Below are 17,875 nucleotides of genomic sequence, written 5' to 3'. Positions count from 1 at the left end.
TGTCATGCCTGCCCTCGTCGATCATACACGGCACCGATGATCCACCACAACAAACCGATGCCAAGTGCTAGCAATGTAAGGATTTGACCGGTGTGATATGGAGTGCTGTCGAACCGCAGTTGCACCTTCTTCGCTCCAGACGGCAGCTCCACGCCGATCAACGTGAAGTCGGCTCGGCTGGTCGTGGCCGGCTGACCGTCGACGGTGGCTTTCCACCCCGGATAGAAATTCTCGGAGACGATGAGGGCGCTGCCCGCGGGTGCCGGTCCCTCGAGTGTGAGGTCGATGGCGCCGGCCTCGTAGCGATCGACCTGCACGCCGAATGTCACCGGTTCGGGGAGCGGCGAGTTCACCGGCTGCACGTCGACCGCGGCCGCGCTGTCGAAAATCGCCACGCGGCGCACGTCGAAGTTGGGATTGAGCAGCGTGGCCTTGGTGGTGGGATCGTCGAGCTTGACCTTCATGGGCGTGACCCAGGCCGCGGGATGATCACCCGGCAGCTCGTACAGATAGGTCATCGTGCCCGCCGCGTTTCGCACCGGTCCGGCCACGAGCCGGGATCCCTGGAAGGGCAGCCCGGGGGCGTTCGTATAGAAGAACCGGGCGTTGGTGAGTGACCAGAAGTTGGGATTGGCCACCGATTGATAGCCTTCGTTTTTGGCGTACAGCTCCTGGAAACGGCCGAGCTCGTTACCGTGGTATCCCAGAACCCCGCGGATGCCGTGGTGCATGAGGGCATCGCCCATCAGGAAAGGATCGTGCGGCGCCATGTTGTCGCCCAGCGGCAGCGCGATCACCCGGCCCGGCTGATCCAGCTTCTGGAGGTAGCGGATGATGTCGTCTTCCGCATAGAGCTGACTGGCCGGCGCCGAGAACTGCCAGTAACGGCGTTCGATGCTCCAGAGGTCGAGCGCGACCAGCGCGGCGAGCAACCATCCACTCAGCGAGGGCGACAGCTTGTTGCGGGCGATGGCCAGCATGAGCGCCAGCGTGGCGATCACGGCCGCCGCCGACCGCCAGGCGCCGAGCACCACATTGGTGTGGTTGGCTTCGATCAGATCCCCGCGGGCCTCACCCAAGAGCGACATGGCGAGGTTGGTGAGGCCACCGGCGGAGGCGAGCAGGGCAACGGCCAGGGCAAACACGGTCCAGCCGATGGCATACCGCACGGTCCCCTTCCCTGCCAACACCCGTTCGGCGCCGAACGCGGCCAGCACGGCGAAGGAAAACGCGCTCACGTACAGGATGTTGCTGGGCGCGCGGAAGAATTTCGAGCCCGGCACGACGGCGTACACGAGATGATAGAACGGAGTGTTGCCGCCCCAGGCCCAGAACAGCGAGACCACCAGCGTTCCCAGCCAGAACCAGGCGTGGGCGCGGTGCCGGTTGATCAGTCCGCCGCCAAAGGCAAACAGCGCCAGGACCAGCACGCTGGCGCCCACATACTCACTATGGAAGTGGATGCCGTTCCGTCCCCAGTAGTTGTCCAGAATCCCGGAGAACTGGGGGAGGTACATGTTGATGGTTTCTTCCAGCGGGAACGAGAAGCTGGTGGCGTAGTCGTATCCCTTGCCGCCGGCGCGAGGCGACCAGGCCACGTATTCGCGCACCGGCAGATACTGGATGGCACCCATGATGCCGCCGAGGACGACGGCGCCGAGCGCGAGCGCGAGACGGGGGAGCGGCGAGCGGCCCGTGGCCGGCACCGGGCCCTGGTCGGTGACGACCGCCTGGGGACGCAGGGCCAACCAGAGGGCGTAGGCCCCGCTGGTGAGCAGCAGGTATTGCAGCAGTTGGGGGTGGGGCGAGAGCACGGCGAGTCCCACGATGACGGCGAGCGCGCCCCACGCGCCGCGCCGGCCGTCCCGCATACCCAGCGTGAGCGCCCAGAGCGCCGCCGGCAGCAGCGTGCTGACGAACAGTTTGCCGTCGTGGCCCGGCGAGGCATACGACGCCAGGGCCCCGCTGAGCAGGTAGGCCACCGCACCGATCGTGGCGGCGTGGAAACGCACACCCGCTGCCCGGAGGAACCCGAACGTGAAGATCCCGGCCAGCACCATGTGGATGATGAATCCCCATGTCATCGCGACGTCAGTCGGGAGGAACAGGCGCAGCAGGAAGGTGGGATAGAAGATGTCGCCGTGCATGGCGGCCACATACGGCATGCCACCGAACTGGAACGGATTCCAGAGCGGGAATCCGTGGCCGTCGCGCAGTGAACGGGCGGCGAACTCGCGGAAGGAGTAGCCGGCGATGTACTGGTCGGAATTCGAATTGACCAGGAAGGCGCCACCCAGCGCGGGCCACGCCAGCAGCAGCGTGGCGATGGCACTGACGGCCGCGGCAACGGCAAATGGATGTCGCGGAGCGCCGGTGGGTGGTGTGGCGTCGGTTCGGGCCATGAATCCTGTGGAAGATCGGGCAGCGGTGGTCAGGCGACGGTCATCCGGTGCGCCTGAGCCCGGCGCGTTGCGCGGGAGACAGCACCAGGAGACTGATGACCCCGGGGAGCACTTCAAGGATGGTCAACCATACCCGTGAGGTGACGCTGAGGATCACCGCGTCTCCTTTGCTGGCGGCACCAAATGCCACCAGCAGAGCCACGAGCGCCACCTCCCGGAATCCCAGGCCACCCGGCGAGAAGAGCACCAGGTAACCGATGAGATAGGAAGCCGAGAAAACTGCGATGAACACCGCGGGATTGCTACTGACGGCAGGGGTGACCCCTCGGGCGAATGCAGCAAATGCCAAGCCATACCCGATCCAGGAAACCATGTTGATCGCGGTGGCCAGCCAGAGCGTGCGCGCGCCGACATGACTGTCCACCGGCGGGAGTCCGCGCCATCGCGCCAGGCGATCGAGCAACGGCGAGAGGATCCACGGCAGCGCGACCACGCCGACCCCGAACAGGACGGCGAGTATCCGGGCGATGGTCTCCATGCCCGCCCCCAGGGTATCGAGTCCCCCGGCACCACAGAGCACCACCACCGCGAAGCCGGCGCCGATGTTGAGCGCGGTACCCAGCAGTGCCGCGCCCGCTGCCGCGGTACCGGAGACACCTTCTTCCGCGGCCAGCACACCAAGGGCGCCGACACTCCAGACTTTGCCCGGGATCCAGCGGCCCAGGTTGGCGATGGTCCAGATGCGCACGGCCGAACCATAGGGCAAGACACCACCCCAGCCGGCCAGCAGCAGGCGCCAGCTCTGGATGAGGGCGGCGTAGGTCAGGAGCACGATGCCCGTCGCCAGCGCGATCCATCGCCAGTCCACGGAGAGACTGGCGGCCGACGCGCGCATCTCGCTCCACTGTCCGGCGAGCGCCCAGGCGATGTAGGCGAACGTGATCGTGAGCAGGACGGCGCGCACCCCGGGATGACGCAACCAGCGCCCGATGGAATTCCCCATCGGGTTCACCGGGTATCCCCCTCGGCCATCGCGTCGCGATAGTGCTCGAGATACCGTGTGGCCACGGCTTCGGGCGTGAAGCGGTCGAGCATGTCCGCCCGCGCCTGCAGGCCCTGTCGCTGCGCGCGCTCCGGATCGGCGAGCACGCGCGCCAGACCGTCGGCGAGGGCATCGATGTCACCCGGCGTGATGAGGGTGCCCCCAAAATCGGGGCGCACCACATCGAGCAGACCACCATCGGCGTACGCCACCACCGGCGTGGCGCACAGCTGGGCTTCGACGGCCACCAGGCCAAGTCCTTCCCCGCGCGATGGCATGGCCACCACCTGCGCCTGTCGGTACAGCGGGACCAGCGCGGACTGTGTGAGTATACGATGCCAGACGAGGCGCGAGGTGATCCCCAGTGCCTGCGCGCGGGCTTCGAGAGCCGCGCGATCGGGTCCATCACCCACGATGTGCAATGCCACGGGAGTTGGCGCGTCCGCGAGTGCTGGACGCGCCAGGGCTTCGATCAGGTCGGCAATGCCTTTCTGGGCATTCAGCCGTCCAACGAAGAGAATGTCCCGGCGTTCGGTGGCGGGCGACGGGGCGTCACGAAAGAGACGCATGTCCACCGGCATCGGGGACACGAGCACGGGCATCAACTTCTTCGGTCGCGACGGGCTCTGCACGATGCGCTGCGCCGTATCGGCCAGCCAGGACGACACCGCGGTACGCACGGCGGCCTCACCGAGCACCCGTCGCATGACGGGATGTGCGGCGGGTGTGGCGGCAGCGAGACGAACATCGGAGCCGTGCATGGTGATCACCAGCGGGATGCCGCTTACGCGACTGCTCGCACGCCGTGCGCGCAGATGCCAGATCGCCAGCGCCGAGGGGAACCACCAGTGCGCGTGCACGATCTCGTATGGAGCGCCTTCGTGACGCGCGGTTTCGATGGCATGTGCGGTGGCGCGCCGCATCGCCAGCAGCAATTGCATCAGCGCGCGTTTCCCACTCCACGACGTCCGTACGATCTCCGCCATGTTGCCTTCGTACGCCAGCGTCATGCGCGCGTCGTCGGCATACCGCACGCGTGTGATCGCGACGTCCTCGATGCGATCCTGTTCGGCGAGTCCGGGGCCGCCCGGCGCCACAATGTCGACCCGCGCCCCCTGATCCTGCAGGGCGACCGCCAGTCGCAGCACGAACGAGCCGGCCGCGTCACCGGCATGGCGTGGCACGTTGTGAGTGACGAAGAGGATGCGCGGCGATGCGGACACCGCTGTGTGGGGATTCAGGATGGCAGCGATGCGCCGCGAACCGACGGCGTATCCGGGGACGCATTCACGTGCGGCGCGGTATCCGGACGCGCATCCGCCCTGTGCCCGTTCAGATCCGTCCCCATGTCGTCGAGCTCACGGCGCAATTCGCGCAGCTCCGCGCGCTGCTGTGCGATCTGCTCACCGAGCAGTCCGGTGGCGAAGAACACGGAACCGAGAATGAGACAGGTCTGAATGACGGTCCATACCCAGCGCTGTCCGTGCCCCGTGATGACCAGCCACACCAGCGCACCCAGTCCGGCCAACACCCCGAGCGCAAAGAGTGCGGCCCCCAGCATACCGAAGGCGAGCAGCGGCTTCTGTCCGAAACGCAGTTCGAACCACACGGCCACCATGTCGAGCACGCCCACCGGAATGCGCGACAGACCGAACTTGGAACGCCCCGAGTGCCGCGCGTACAGCGGGATGGGCACTTCGGTGACGGTGAATCCCTGCGCCGCGGCCATCACGATCATGTAGCGATGGAAATCGGGACGCATGGGCAGCGCGGCCATGATGTCGCGCGTGTACGCCTTCACGTTGTTGAGATCGCGCACCGGAATGTGAAAGAGCGAACGACTCAATCCGTTGTAGATGCGCGACACGAACGCCTTCTCGTACTTGCCCTGCTTGAAGCCGGTGACCATGTCGGATTCACCGGCCAGAATGGGATTCACGAGGCTGGGGATATCCTCGGGCTTGAACTGCAGATCGGCGGGATAGAACACGAGCACCTGCCCCGCGGCATGCAGGTATCCGGTTCGCAACGCCTCGGCGATGCCCCGCTGCGCGCGGTGCCGCACCGGATGCAGGAACGGATACCGCGTCTGGAGTTCCTGCAGCAGATCCCAGCTTCCATCGGTGGATCCGTCATCGACGACGATGACTTCATACCGCGCGGTCTGCGTGCGGATCATCGCGTCGCACAGTTCGATGAACAACGCGAGATTGCCGGCTTCATCCTTGGCCGGCACGAGCACGCTGACATCCACAGGCGGTCGTCCGATGCGACGCATCGAACCCATCAGACGCGCTTGCGCATGCGCGCCGGCAACACACCCAACTGATCACGGTACTTGGCCACCGTGCGGCGCGCGATCTGCACACCGGTCTCCAGCAGGATCTCGACGATCGCCTGATCGGTGAGCGGACTCTTCGGATCTTCACCCGAGACGAGCTTCTCGATCTGATCCTTGATGCCACGCGCGGACACATCGTCGCCGTCGGCGGTGGACAGCCCCGAGGAGAAGAAGAACTTGAGCGGCAGCACACCACGCGGTGTCTGCACGAACTTCTCGTTGGTCACGCGACTGACCGTGGATTCGTGCATGCCCACCGCCTCGGCCACCTCACGGAGCGTGAGCGGCTTGAGTCCCTGCACGCCGCGCTCGAAGAAATCGCGCTGCCGGTCGACGATGTAGTGCATCACCTTGAGCATGGTCTGCCGCCGCTGTTCGATGGCCTGGATCATCCAGTTGGCGGAGTTGAGCTTGCTGGCGATGAAGTCCTTGCTTTCGGTATCGAACCGCTTCTTGTCGCGCGCGATTTCCTGATAGGTGCGCGAGAGCTTGAGGCGCGGCAGGTTGCCGTCGTTGAGGAAGATGTGATACTGCCCATCGATCTTCTCGACGACGAGATCGGGGATGATGTAGTTGTCGCTGCCCGCGCTGAAGCGGAGGCCGGGTTTGGGATCGAGCTTGGCGATTTCGTCGGCCGCCGCCTGCACGGCCTGCGCGCTGATGCCGAACCGTTTGGCCATCTCGCCCCAGCGCCGTGCGATCAGTTCGTCGAACGCGTCGGACACGAGGCGACCCTGCAACGACTCGCGCTGACCGGCGGCGCGGAGCTGCAACAGCAGACACTCCTGCAGCGTGCGCGCGCCCACACCGGGGGGATCGAGCTCCTGGATGATCTGGAGCATGCCTTCGATCTCTTCCTCGGTGAACCCGGGCACGTCTTCGATCTCCCGTTCGTCCGCCTCACGCCGCAGCATGTCGTTGATGCTCGTGCGGATTTCCTCGAGCGAGCAGGCGAGATAGCCGTCGTCGTTGATGTTGCCGACGAACTCCTCGGCGAGAAACGCCTGGCGCGGCGAGAGATCGAGCAGCGACAGCTGTTCGGTGAGATGGTCCGCGAGATCACGCGCATCGACCGTGACGGGCTCGTACCATTCCCGCTGTTCGTGTTCCTCGCGCTGTCCGCCCGTTTCGAACCCGTCGAGCAACACCGCTTCCCAGTCCACGTCGTCGTCACCGGTCTTTTCCGGCTCCGGTTCGGCGGGCGCTTCTGGTTCGGTGAGGTCCTGCGGTTCGGCGGCTTCCTCGGCTTCGGGCACGTCGTCGTCGTCGTCCTCGGGTTCGACGAGTTCGAGGAAGGGATTGGTGAGCAACTCCTGCTTGAGGTGCTGCTGCAGATCCAGCAGCGGCATGTACAGCAGATCCATCGCCTGGTAGAGGCGTGGATTGACCTTGAGCTCCTGGCGGAGTCCGGTGGTCTGCTGCAGGCCGGTCCTCATGCGGTGAGCGCCTCCTCCCTGCTCTCCACCCGGCGTGCCGATTCGCTTTCGAGGAAACGCGAGCGCAGACGCGCCGACAGCGTGGGACCGAGATAGTCCTTGGCCACCGCTTCATCGAAGACGAGTTCCCGCACAGTGCCGGAGACTTTCACCTGGCCTTCGAACATGATGTAAGCGCGGTCGACGATATCGAGCGTCTGTTCGACATTGTGGTCGGAGATCAGCACCCCGATGCCTCGCGTACGCAGATCGGCCACGATGGACTGGATGTCGTGCACCGCGATGGGATCGACGCCGGCAAACGGTTCGTCGAGCATCATGAACTTGGGTTCGGTGACGAGCGCGCGCGTGATCTCGAGGCGCCGCCGTTCACCGCCCGACAACTGGTAGGCACGGCTCTTCCGGAGATGCTTGATTTTCAGTTCATCGAGCAGCGATTCGAGGCGTTTCGTACGGTCCTCACCGGACAGAGGCAGTGTCTCCAGGATTGCCAGAATGTTCTCTTCCACGGTGAGCTTGCGGAAGATGGAGGGTTCCTGGGAGAGGTAACCGATCCCCTGACGGGCCCGCTGATACATGGGCATCCGGGTGATGTCTTTCCCGTCGAGATGAATACGGCCGAGCTGCGGGGCGATGAGGCCTACCAGCATGTAGAACGTGGTGGTCTTGCCGGCGCCGTTGGGGCCCAGGAGACCGACAATCTCCCCCTGCGCCACCCGCAACGCGACGTCGTTCACCACCTTGCGGCCGCGGTACATCTTCACCAGCCCCTCGGCGCTGAGCACCGATCCGTTGGCCAGCGGCGTGTGTACCGGAGCGACCGGTGCCGGAACGGGACGCCGATGTTCGCCGGTCTGATGCAGCCGGCGCGCAACCTCCTCGCGGCGGGGCGCCAGTTCCACCCAGACGGCCGGCCGGATGCGGATGTGCGCCTCTGGATCGGTGCCTCGTTCCCACGGCTCGATGACCTGCGCGCCTGCCAGGCGTGGCAGCACTGACGACGCCAGATGCTGCCGGACTTCATCGGGAGCCAGACGCTGGGCTTCGGCGTGATGCGTTTCCGCATGGCGTTCGATGAAGCGCGTGGCCACGTGATGCAGCGGGGTCGTGCCTTCCGCCGATGCACCTTCGATGATCGCCTCGAGCGCAACGGCCAGCGAGCGATCGCCAAGCACGGCCCGGTCCACCAGCGACGCGATGTCGGCTGGCGGAGCGAACGGTGATGGGGAGTGTGAATCGCTCATGGATATCGCTGGGGATCGGTGAGGCGCTGCGGCAGGAACGAACGGGAGGCAACGGGAAGCACAGGGGTGTCGATCGGATCGCGTCTGCCCGGCCCCGGAGGAGGTCGCCGGGGAGGCGCCTTCGCCGCGGTGTCGGGAGGCGCACCCGACCGGCGACCGGAGGCCGGCGCCCTTCGGGTGCTGTCCGATAGACTGTCGGGCTCGGGTTCGAGATACAGACCCGATGCTGCTGAATCTACTCGCACGGTGCGCACGGCACCGGTGTCGAAATGGACGAAGATCCGCGCGCCCCGCACATAGTTGATGCCGGGGGGCGCATTGCGTCCTTTGCTGTTGGCCATGTGGAACAGCGAACTGGCATTGCCCAGGGCCCGGATTTCCTGGATGCGGGTCTTGCGCACCGTATCGGTTCCGACAGGTGGCGTGCTGTCGAAATAGGCAAAGACCCGGTCGCCGCGCAGGATGTCCTTCTCGGTGGTCTTGATGCGCAGGCTGTCTGGCGTGCCGATGGCCACGGCGCCGCCCACGGCGTGGACCTCCCGCACCCGTTTCTCGGCGAGCAGGATGCGCAGCGAATCCGCTTCCACATCCTGCTGCGAGGTGTGGGCCTTGGCCCGCCCGCCGCCAAATGCGAAGGCTTCCTTCAGCACCTTGTCTTCGAGACGCATGTCGATGCGTTCGGATTCCAGCACCATGTCGTCGTTGGTGGCGGAGGCCTTGTGCATGGCCACCACCCGATCGAGTTCCCGGTTGGTGCTGTACATGTCGATGGTGTCGCCCACCAGCACGAAGCGTTGGGCCGTGTCGCGGTTGGTGATGCGCGCGCCGCGCACGAGCCGCGCCTTTTCGCCGATCTTGTCGAACGACGAGGAGTCCGCCCGGCCGTTGAGTTGCTCGCGGTCGATGGTGACATCGCCCCATGCCATGAGCAGCGAATCGCCGGCATCTTCGAAACGATTGGCCACGATGACGGTGGGCGGACCAATGCGTCCGAGACTGTCCTTCTCGATCACCCGGGCCGTGGAGCGCGACGGCGCGATCATGCGCGAGACCGGCCGGTCGGGCATGGCGCGATAGTACTCGATGTTCGGTCCGGAGAAGCTGCTGCCGGTGCCGATCTGCGTGGCCGTCACGTTGCCATCGGCGTAGAGACGGCCTTCACGCGTGAAGTACGTGGCGTGCGACGCGGTGATCTGCACCTTGCCCGGTTCTTCGTACGTCACGTTGCCATACAGATTCACGATGCCCGGCGCCTGGAACTGCTCCGCACTGTCGGCGCGGATCCGGTTGTTCTCCCCCTGACAGCGTCCCACGAATCCACCACCGATGAAGGTGTTGGAGATCGAATCGGTCACGCGGCTGTAGAGCAATCGTGTTTCCGGTGGCGAGTCGGCAAAGTCGAGCACACAGGGCCGCGTGGCGGGGCGCGCCTTCTTCTTCGCTTCGGCAGCGCGGGCAATGGAATCGGCGCGGGCGGTGCTGTCACGAATGGCCTGCACACGGGCGGCTTCGGCGGTGGCCCGGGCGACGCTGTCCGCACGCTGCGCCGAGTCGACGCGGAGTGCGGAATCGGTGCGGGCCGGTGGCGTGCGCGGCGTCGAATCCGGACGGGCCGCATCAGTACGAGCGGAGTCGGGCCGTGCGGGAGACGGCATGACCGCGACCCCTCCCGGCGGTGTCTGCCCCGGCGCCGGTTTGGGCGTGGTGGGCGTGCGGGAGCTGCCCCGTCCAAGTACACCGCAACCGGCGGCCAGCGTGAGCAAGGCCACGATGGTCAGACGTACCGACGCAGCCACCAGAGCGGATTGCTTCACCGCGTGGGTACCTGCACCGGTGCGGTGCCCTTACACTCCTTGAGGCACCGGAAGTTCGTCAGGCGGGGATCGGACTCGAAACCCACACCGGTGAACACCTTGTTGGGTTCGTTCAGCACGAACGCCGAATCGGTGAAGAACTGATTGCGCACCTGGTCGAAGACGACCTGCTGCGAGGTCAGGCGTTTGCCGTCATCCCGCACCACCACGACATCACCGCGGGCTTCGATGCGCGACAGGCGCATGTTGTACGTGCCCGCCCGCGCCGTCATGGTGCCGTCCTTCTGACCGAGCGAGTTGTAGAACGTGAGATTGATGCGACGCAGTTCGAGGCGGGTGCCGTCGTCGTAGGTGAGCGAGGTGTCGGCAAGCAGTTCGCCCTTGTTGACGCCCTTGTCGGTGAGAATGACCCGCGCGCCGAAGGCGATCTGATCGGCCGAATCGGGGAGGGCCGACTTGGCCGGTGCAGCCTTGGGAACCGTCTTGCCCTTTCGTGGGCAGGCCGCGCCGAGCAGCATGGCCGTGCCGACGACACTCAGCAGCAGGGTGCGCAGCCTCACGCCGCACCCGCCCGCATGAGATCGTGCAGATGCACCACGCCCACCAGACGTTCTGCGGCGTCGATGACCGGCATCGCCATGATGCCGTATGTCTCCATACGATGCACTACCGCACTCCCCAGTTCATGATCCATCGCCAGTCGTGGTGTGGCGGTCATCACCGATGTCACCGGCAATGCCAGCACATCCGCCTGCGGTTCCCGCGGCTCCTGTCGCTCCAGCAGGCGTGTGAGATCACCTGCCGTGACGACCCCGCACACGCGTTCCTGTTCCACCACGACCGCCAGTCCACGGCGGCCGGCCAGCAGGACCACGGCTTCCCGCATGGTAGCATGCCGATCGAGCACGGGCAGATTGCCCGTTTCCATCACATCGCTCACCCGGGTGAGCAATCGGCGCCCCAGTGCCCCGCCCGGATGAAAGCGGGCGAAGTCCTCGGCGCGGAATCCTTTGTGCTGCAGCAGGGCCACCGCCAGCGCATCACCCAGCGCCAGCGTGACCGTGGTGCTGGTGGTGGGCGCGAGATCGTGCGGGCAGGCCTCTTCCTTCACGAGGAGATCGAGCGTGACATCGGCGTGCCGCGCGAGGCGGGAACCCGGCACCGCGGTCATCGCGATCATGTGCACACCCAGACGGGCCAGCGCTTCGATGAGCCCCAGCAGCTCCTCACTCTCGCCACTCTTGGAGATGAGGATGGCCACATCGTCCGGTCCGACGATGCCGAGATCGCCATGCACACTCTCCACCGGATGCAGGAACATCGCCGGTGTGCCGGTGGACGTGAACGTCGCGGCCATCTTGCGGCCGACGAGTCCCGACTTGCCCACACCGGCCACGATCACCCGACCGCGACAGGCCGCCAGCAGCGTCACGGCCTGGACGAACGTGTCGTCCAGCGCGGTTTCCGACGTGCGCAGCGCGTCGGCTTCGAGCGACAGCACACGACGGCCCCACGCGAGGATCTGCGCCGCATCGATCGATGCAGCTGGCGATGTGGACGTTGGTGCGGTCCTCGATGCGATCGTCGGTGGGGGGACCGTCGTGCTATCCGATGCAGCGCTCATGCACTCGTGCCGGTTGGGGAAGCGGAATTCACAGGCTCGCTGCGACTCCGGACATAACGTTCGACGGCATCGATCCACTCGCCACGCGCGTCGAGCAGCGCTTCGGTGAACTCCCGCACGGCGCCATGTCCACCATGACGGGTGAGCTGCAACCGCGCCACGCGACGGACTTCGGGTACGGCGTTGCCCACGGCCACGGGCAGCCCCACCACGCGCATCACTGCGAGATCGGGGAGATCGTCACCCACGAAGGCGATTTCATCCAACGCGAAACCACGTTCGGCGCAGAGGGCCTGCAGCGCCGGCAGTTTCCGGGCATGCGGGTCCTGCACGCAGATGTCGATGCGCAACTCGCGCGCCCGTTGCGCCACGCTGTCCGACACCCGTCCCGTGATGATCGCGAGTTCGAGTCCGCACGAACGCAGCAGCACCGTGCCCAGGCCGTCCTGGATGTCGTAGCGCTTCAGTTCGAACGGCGTCCGGATGTCGTTGGTGGAAGCACCGAGGTAGACCCCGCCGTCGGTGAGCACTCCATCCACATCGAAGCAGACCAGCCGGATGCGACGCGCCAGCGCGGGATCGATGCGCGGCGGGTGCACCACGAGTGGTGGCAGGACATCGGCGGTTGCGTCGTCCGTCACAACGTCGGTCTTCCCGTCCATCATGCGCGCACGCGATCCCAGATGTCCACCGTGCGCGCGATGAGATCGGCGAGCTTGTCCAGCGGGATCATGTTCGGTCCATCGCTGGGCGCGTGATCGGGATCGGGGTGCGTCTCGAGAAAGAGTCCCTGTGCGCCCGCGGCGACGGCCGCGAAGGTGAGTGGCGGAATGAATTCCCGCGCGCCCCCACTCGTGCCGCCGGCGCCCTGCCCCGGGCGCTGCACACTGTGCGTGGCGTCGAAAATGACCGGCACCCCGGTGGCTTCGCGCATGCGCGTGAACGTGCGCATGTCCACCACCAGATCGCCGTATCCGAAAAAGGTGCCGCGTTCGGTGACGGCCAGTGCACCACTTTCACGTCCGGCGAGCGCGGCGCCGGCTTCGACTTTCCGCACCGCGCCCCGCATGCCTTCGGGATGCATCCACTGACCCTTCTTCACGTTCACCGCTTTGCCGGTGGCGCCGGCCGCGAGCAGCAGATCGGTCTGTCGGCAGAGAAACGCGGGGATCTGCAACACGTCCACCACCTGTGCCGCGGCCGCACACTGCGAGGCTTCGTGCACATCGGTGAGAATGGGCAGCCCCGTGGCCGCACGCACACGATCGAGCGCGGCCAGCCCGGCTTCGAGACCGGGCCCGCGCACGCCGTCGACATTGGAGCGGTTGGCCTTGTCGAAGCTCGCCTTGTAGATGATGCCACCCGGGACATGCTCGGCGAGCCGGGCGAGCATCTCACCAACGCGCAGATTGAGCGTGTCGTCTTCGAGCTGACAGGGGCCGGCGATGAGAAACAGGCGATCGTCGGGGAACAGCGGAGACATGGATCGACCGGTCACTGATTGACGTGGGCCAGCGCAGGGGCCGAGACCGGAGCCGTCTGCGGATCGCGGTCGTGCCCTCCCTGCTCTTCACGCCGCCGACGCTCCGCCGCGGCGATGAAGCCGGCAAACAGCGGATGCGGACGCAACGGACGTGACTGCAGCTCGGGGTGGAACTGACATCCGATGAACCACGGGTGCGACGGAAGCTCGATCATCTCCACGAGCGTTTCGTCGGGCGAGAGGCCGCTGAGTCGCAGGCCGTGCTCGATGAACTTCTCGCGATAGCGATTGGAGACTTCGTAGCGATGACGGTGGCGTTCACTCACTTCGGGCTGGCCGTAGATCTCCGCGGCGCGCGACCCCCGCTGCAGCCGGCACGGATACGCACCGAGACGCATGGTGCCACCCTTGTCGGTGACTTCCCGCTGCGAGTCCATGAGTGAGACCACCGGATTGCTGCACTCGGGAGCGAACTCGCTCGAGTGACTGTCGTCGAGACCGAGCACGTGCCGCGAGAACTCGATGATGGCCACCTGCATGCCGAGGCAGATACCGAAGAACGGCAACTGCATTTCCCGTGCGGCCCGGATGGCTTCGATCATGCCATCCACGCCACGCACACCAAAACCGCCCGGCACGAGCAGGCCGTGATACTGCGACAGGATCTCACGCGCCTTCTCCGGCGAGGTGAAGTTGTCGCTGGAGGTCCAGGCGAGTTCCACGCCGACATCGTTCGCGATGCCGCCGTGAATGAGCGCTTCCTGCACGCTCTTGTAGCTGTCGATGTAGTCGGTGTACTTGCCCACCACGCAGATGCGTACGCGCTCGCGCGGATGGATCACGCGTTGCACCATGCTGCGCCACGCCGAGAGATCCGGCGTGGGCGCGGTGAGCCGGAGCCGCTCCATCACCCGTTCGGCAAATCCCTGCTGTTCGAAAGCCAGCGGGATTTCGTAGATGGTGGGTACGTCGGGGCTTTCGATGACGGCGCCAAAGTCGACGTTGCAGAACAGTCCGATCTTGCGTTTGACGTCGTCCTGCAGCGGCTTCTCGCTGCGGCAGATGAGGAAGTCGGGCTGGATACCGATTTCCATCAGCTCGCGCACGGAGTGCTGCGTGGGCTTCGTCTTCACTTCACCGGCGGCCGCGATGTACGGCACCAGCGTGAGATGCACGAAGAGGGCGTTCTCCTTGCCCACTTCGCGACGGAACTGGCGGATGGCTTCGAGGAACGGCAGCGATTCGATATCGCCCACCGTGCCTCCGATCTCCACGAGCACCACATCGTTGCCGGGCGCGATGCGCTTGACGGCGTTCTTGATCTCGTCGGTGATGTGCGGAATGACTTGCACCGTGGAGCCGAGGTATTCGCCGCGGCGTTCCTTGGTGATCACGTTCGAGTAGATGCGTCCCGTGGTGATGTTGTTGGCCTGCGACAGCGGACGGTCGAGAAACCGTTCGTAGTGTCCGAGATCGAGGTCGGTTTCCGCGCCGTCGTCGGTGACGAACACCTCGCCGTGCTGGAACGGCGACATGGTGCCGGGGTCGACATTGAGGTACGGGTCGAGCTTCATCATGGTCACGCGGAAGCCGCGTTCGACGAGCAGACGACCCAGCGAGGCGGCGGCGATCCCCTTGCCCAGAGACGAGACGACGCCGCCGGTCACGAAGATGTACTTCGGTGCAGTGGCCTGACCCGATGGGGTGAGGGTGGTGGACATCAGGGGGTTCTCGCGGAAAAACGTGAACGTCGACGCATCAGATCCGCATCATGCGGTGCGATGAGCCGACGGAGTGTTCGCAGGGACAGCCGGTGCAGCATGCAGGACGTCCCAGTGCGTGTTGGCACGCACGAGGTCGTCCTCGGTATCGATGCCGCCCTCGGTGGCCTGAACGGTGACCACACCGATCGGGAGCCCATGGGCGAGCGGACGGAGTTGCTCGAGCCGTTCGATGAGCTCGAGGGCATGCGGAGGCCAGGTCACCCACTGCTGCAGCGCATACCGCGCGTAGGCGTAGACCCCCACATGCTGACGGACGAGGGGCGCCAGGATCGCCATCTCCGAGGGGTCCCGGAGCCAGGGGATCGGCGCCCGTGAAAAATAGAGAGCGCGACGATCGTCGGCGCAGACCACCTTCACCACGTCGGGGCGAGCCTGCGCCTCGAGGGGGATGGGAACCGCGGCGGTGCCGATGGGGGCCAGCCCGGAGGTGACCACCTGCACCGCGCCGGCGAGGGCCTCCCCGGAGACAAATGGCTCGTCACCTTGCACATTGAGGAGCACGTCGAAACTGGAAAATTCCGGACGGGTCGCGACTTCGGCGACCCGGTCGGTGCCGCTGGGGTGATCGTCACGGGTCATCACCACCGGAATCCCGCGGCGCGTGCAGGCCTCATGGACTTCGGGGTGGTCGGTGGCGACGACGCAGTGGTCGGCCACGCCGAGGTGCACGACGCGCTGGTAGACCCGGACCACGATCGGCTCGCCTCCCAGGAGGCGCAGCGGCTTGCGGGGCAGTCTGGTCGCGCCCAGGCGCGCCGGAATCACCGCGAGGACAGGCATTGGGACACGCATTGACGGAGTCGCAAGCCGAGGCGCGTCCGGTCGTGAAAACGACGGGGCGCGCCCATGGATCGGGGCGGAGTTGCAGCAAATTTCACGCCAAGTAAGATACGCCGTTCGACTCCCGAAGGCAAACGGAGGCGGACTTGTCACCTTCCTTCCCGCAGGCATGCCGACAACGTCGTGGTGGATAGGCTTCAACGCCCTGGTGCTGGTGCTCCTGGCACTCGATCTCGGGGTGTTCAACCGCAAGGCGCATGCGGTGTCGGTGAAGGAGGCGCTCGGCTGGAGCGTGGTCTGGATCTCGCTGGCGATCGGGTTCGGGCTCTGGATCGGCCACGAGATGGGGCGCCAGTCGATGCTGGAGTTCTACGCCGGCTATCTGGTGGAACAGGCCCTGTCGGTGGACAACCTGTTCGTGTTCATCCTGGTCTTCGGCTACTTCCGGATTCCACCCGAATTGCAGCATCGGGTGTTGTTCTGGGGCATTCTGGGGGCGCTCCTGATGCGCGGCGCCATGATCGGCGCGGGCGCCGTGCTGATCGCCCAGTTCCATTGGGTGATCTACATCTTCGGCGTCTTCCTCGTGATCACCGGCATCCGGATGGCCATGGGGAGCAACGAGGAGATCTCACCGGAAGCCAATCCGGTGATCCGGTTCGTGCGGCGGGTGATTCCGATCACCACGCGTTTTCACGGTGAGCATTTTTTCGTGCGCGAGCCGATCAAGCCGGGCGGCGCGGCGCGGCTGGTGGCCACGCCGCTGTTCGTGGTGCTGGTGCTGGTGGAGACCACGGACATCGTGTTCGCCGTGGATTCCATTCCGGCCATCTTCGGCGTGACGCGGAATCCGTTCCTCGTGTACACGTCCAACGTGTTCGCCATTCTCGGCCTGCGATCGATGTACTTCGTGCTCGCCAACGTGATCACGAAGTTCCACCTGCTCAAGTACGGGCTCGCCGTGGTGCTGTCGTTCGTCGGGGTGAAGATGCTGCTGTCGGAGATCCGACCGCTTGGCATCGGCCTGTCGCTCGGCGTGGTGGCCGTGGTGCTGCTGGGGAGCGTGGTGCTGTCGTTGGTGTTTCCGAAGAAGGAGTAGTGGGTTCTGTGTTCAGGGTTTAGGGGTGAACAGCCGGGTCACGGGTCACTGGCCGCGCGACCCGAAACCCGGTTGTTCATCTCCAAACCCGGCTCCTCGGAACCCGGAACGGCGGCCCTGGCCGCCCCTCACGGAGTCCAGCGAAGCCCCAGGCCTGCCGACGACATCTGCAGCGATTGATCCAGGTGATCGCCAAGCCAGGCTCTCGTGGCCGACAAGGTCAGCCCGATGTGACGATGAAACATGAACGCCGCATCGACCCGCGCCTGCGGCGCGTTCTTGGCTCCGCCCCATTCACGCTCGAACCGCGCGACGCCGCCCTGCGCCTGCAGAACCACCGGGCCGTTTCGATAGGCACCGCCCGTCAGCAACGCTCCGCGCGGGGTGACGTCCATGTGGCCCCAGCAGCCGGTCTTTCCAGGAAGCACGAGACAGTCGGCATTCTCGCCACTTCCAGAAACCATTCCCATCACCCGGAGACTGGCCACCCAGGAGAGGGACTCTCCCCGGACGAGCGGTGTGGTGATGCCCAGACCGGCGTGCAGCATGCCGGGGTTGATATAGCGCTCGTTGATGTTCGGCCACTGCACGAACGTTTCGACGTCGATGCTGGGACGGAGCTGGGCTTGGGCGGCAACGGGCAGAAGGGCGACGAGCGCAGCAGTCGTGAGCTTACGAAAGAGGGGCATGGGTTTCGGGGCGGGTGGGTTTGGGGGTGAACAGCCAGGCGCGTTTGGAGTTCCGTGTTCTGGGTTTGGGGGTGAACAACCGGGTTTCGGGTGACGAGGCACGCGTCCCGGGACCTACTGCCCCGAACTTGGCTGTT

General features: G+C 65.7%; 15 protein-coding genes. 1 reads left to right on the top strand and 14 read right to left on the bottom strand.

What is annotated here, in order from left to right; all coding sequences use genetic code 11:
• Window positions 1-2: 2 nt before the first annotated feature.
• The 13 genes from WG208_RS07375 to kdsB all read right to left on the bottom strand — a co-directional run bounded on the left by WG208_RS07375 (window position 3) and on the right by kdsB (window position 15,950).
• Window positions 3-2,402 carry a hypothetical protein gene (locus WG208_RS07375; RefSeq protein WP_337170694.1) on the bottom strand — a complete coding sequence of 800 codons (2,400 nt, stop codon included), beginning with the start codon at window positions 2,400-2,402 and terminating at the stop codon, window positions 3-5.
• A gap of 40 nt (window positions 2,403-2,442) precedes the next feature.
• Window positions 2,443-3,405: a lysylphosphatidylglycerol synthase domain-containing protein gene (locus WG208_RS07370; RefSeq protein ID WP_337170693.1), complete on the bottom strand. Its 963-nt coding sequence runs from the start codon at window positions 3,403-3,405 to the stop codon at window positions 2,443-2,445.
• A 5-nt stretch (window positions 3,406-3,410) separates the two neighbouring features.
• The gene (locus WG208_RS07365) at window positions 3,411-4,667 is read right to left on the bottom strand and encodes a glycosyltransferase (protein WP_337170692.1); all 1,257 of its coding nucleotides are present in this window, start codon (window positions 4,665-4,667) and stop codon (window positions 3,411-3,413) included.
• Window positions 4,668-4,681: 14 nt separating this feature from the next.
• Window positions 4,682-5,722 (bottom strand): glycosyltransferase family 2 protein, encoded by a 1,041-nt coding sequence (locus tag WG208_RS07360; protein WP_337170691.1) that lies wholly within the window; start codon window positions 5,720-5,722, stop codon window positions 4,682-4,684.
• Window positions 5,723-5,730: 8 nt separating this feature from the next.
• Window positions 5,731-7,221, bottom strand: coding sequence for an RNA polymerase factor sigma-54 (rpoN, locus tag WG208_RS07355; RefSeq protein ID WP_337170690.1), 1,491 nt, complete (start codon window positions 7,219-7,221; stop codon window positions 5,731-5,733).
• Window positions 7,218-8,021 (bottom strand): LPS export ABC transporter ATP-binding protein, encoded by an 804-nt coding sequence (gene lptB, locus WG208_RS18760; protein ID WP_345786972.1) that lies wholly within the window; start codon window positions 8,019-8,021, stop codon window positions 7,218-7,220. The genes rpoN and lptB overlap by 4 nt, the downstream gene beginning before the upstream one ends.
• Before the next feature lie 440 nt (window positions 8,022-8,461).
• Complete coding sequence (locus WG208_RS07345; protein ID WP_337170688.1) at window positions 8,462-10,279, bottom strand: hypothetical protein; 1,818 nt, start codon at window positions 10,277-10,279, stop codon at window positions 8,462-8,464.
• Window positions 10,276-10,839 carry an LPS export ABC transporter periplasmic protein LptC gene (gene lptC / locus WG208_RS07340; RefSeq protein WP_337170687.1) on the bottom strand — a complete coding sequence of 188 codons (564 nt, stop codon included), beginning with the start codon at window positions 10,837-10,839 and terminating at the stop codon, window positions 10,276-10,278. Before lptC ends, WG208_RS07345 begins: the two co-directional genes overlap by 4 nt.
• Entirely contained in the window at window positions 10,836-11,903 is a 1,068-nt protein-coding gene (locus WG208_RS07335) for a KpsF/GutQ family sugar-phosphate isomerase (protein WP_337170686.1), read from the bottom strand. Before WG208_RS07335 ends, lptC begins: the two co-directional genes overlap by 4 nt.
• Window positions 11,900-12,544, bottom strand: a complete 645-nt coding sequence (locus WG208_RS07330) for an HAD hydrolase family protein (RefSeq protein ID WP_337170685.1) — start codon at window positions 12,542-12,544, stop codon at window positions 11,900-11,902. Before WG208_RS07330 ends, WG208_RS07335 begins: the two co-directional genes overlap by 4 nt.
• A gap of 20 nt (window positions 12,545-12,564) precedes the next feature.
• Window positions 12,565-13,386, bottom strand: a complete 822-nt coding sequence (kdsA, locus tag WG208_RS07325) for a 3-deoxy-8-phosphooctulonate synthase (RefSeq protein ID WP_337170684.1) — start codon at window positions 13,384-13,386, stop codon at window positions 12,565-12,567.
• Window positions 13,387-13,397: 11 nt separating this feature from the next.
• Window positions 13,398-15,107 carry a CTP synthase gene (locus tag WG208_RS07320; protein WP_337170683.1) on the bottom strand — a complete coding sequence of 570 codons (1,710 nt, stop codon included), beginning with the start codon at window positions 15,105-15,107 and terminating at the stop codon, window positions 13,398-13,400.
• A 48-nt stretch (window positions 15,108-15,155) separates the two neighbouring features.
• Window positions 15,156-15,950, bottom strand: coding sequence for a 3-deoxy-manno-octulosonate cytidylyltransferase (gene kdsB / locus WG208_RS07315; protein ID WP_337170682.1), 795 nt, complete (start codon window positions 15,948-15,950; stop codon window positions 15,156-15,158).
• 169 nt (window positions 15,951-16,119) lie between these two features.
• On the opposite strand from kdsB, the gene WG208_RS07310 reads away from it, so the two are divergent.
• Window positions 16,120-17,049 carry a TerC family protein gene (locus WG208_RS07310; protein ID WP_337170681.1) on the top strand — a complete coding sequence of 310 codons (930 nt, stop codon included), beginning with the start codon at window positions 16,120-16,122 and terminating at the stop codon, window positions 17,047-17,049.
• Window positions 17,050-17,177: 128 nt separating this feature from the next.
• Here WG208_RS07310 and WG208_RS07305 read toward each other — a convergent pair whose 3' ends face one another.
• Window positions 17,178-17,738, bottom strand: coding sequence for a hypothetical protein (locus WG208_RS07305; protein WP_337170680.1), 561 nt, complete (start codon window positions 17,736-17,738; stop codon window positions 17,178-17,180).
• Between the last annotated feature and the right edge of the window lie 137 nt (window positions 17,739-17,875).

The sequence above is a fragment of the Gemmatimonas aurantiaca genome (assembly GCF_037190085.1).
GTDB classification, from domain to species: Bacteria; Gemmatimonadota; Gemmatimonadetes; order Gemmatimonadales; family Gemmatimonadaceae; genus Gemmatimonas; species Gemmatimonas aurantiaca_A.
The sequence above is the reverse complement of the archived record's forward strand: the minus strand, read 5'-3'. Positions and strand labels throughout refer to the sequence as shown.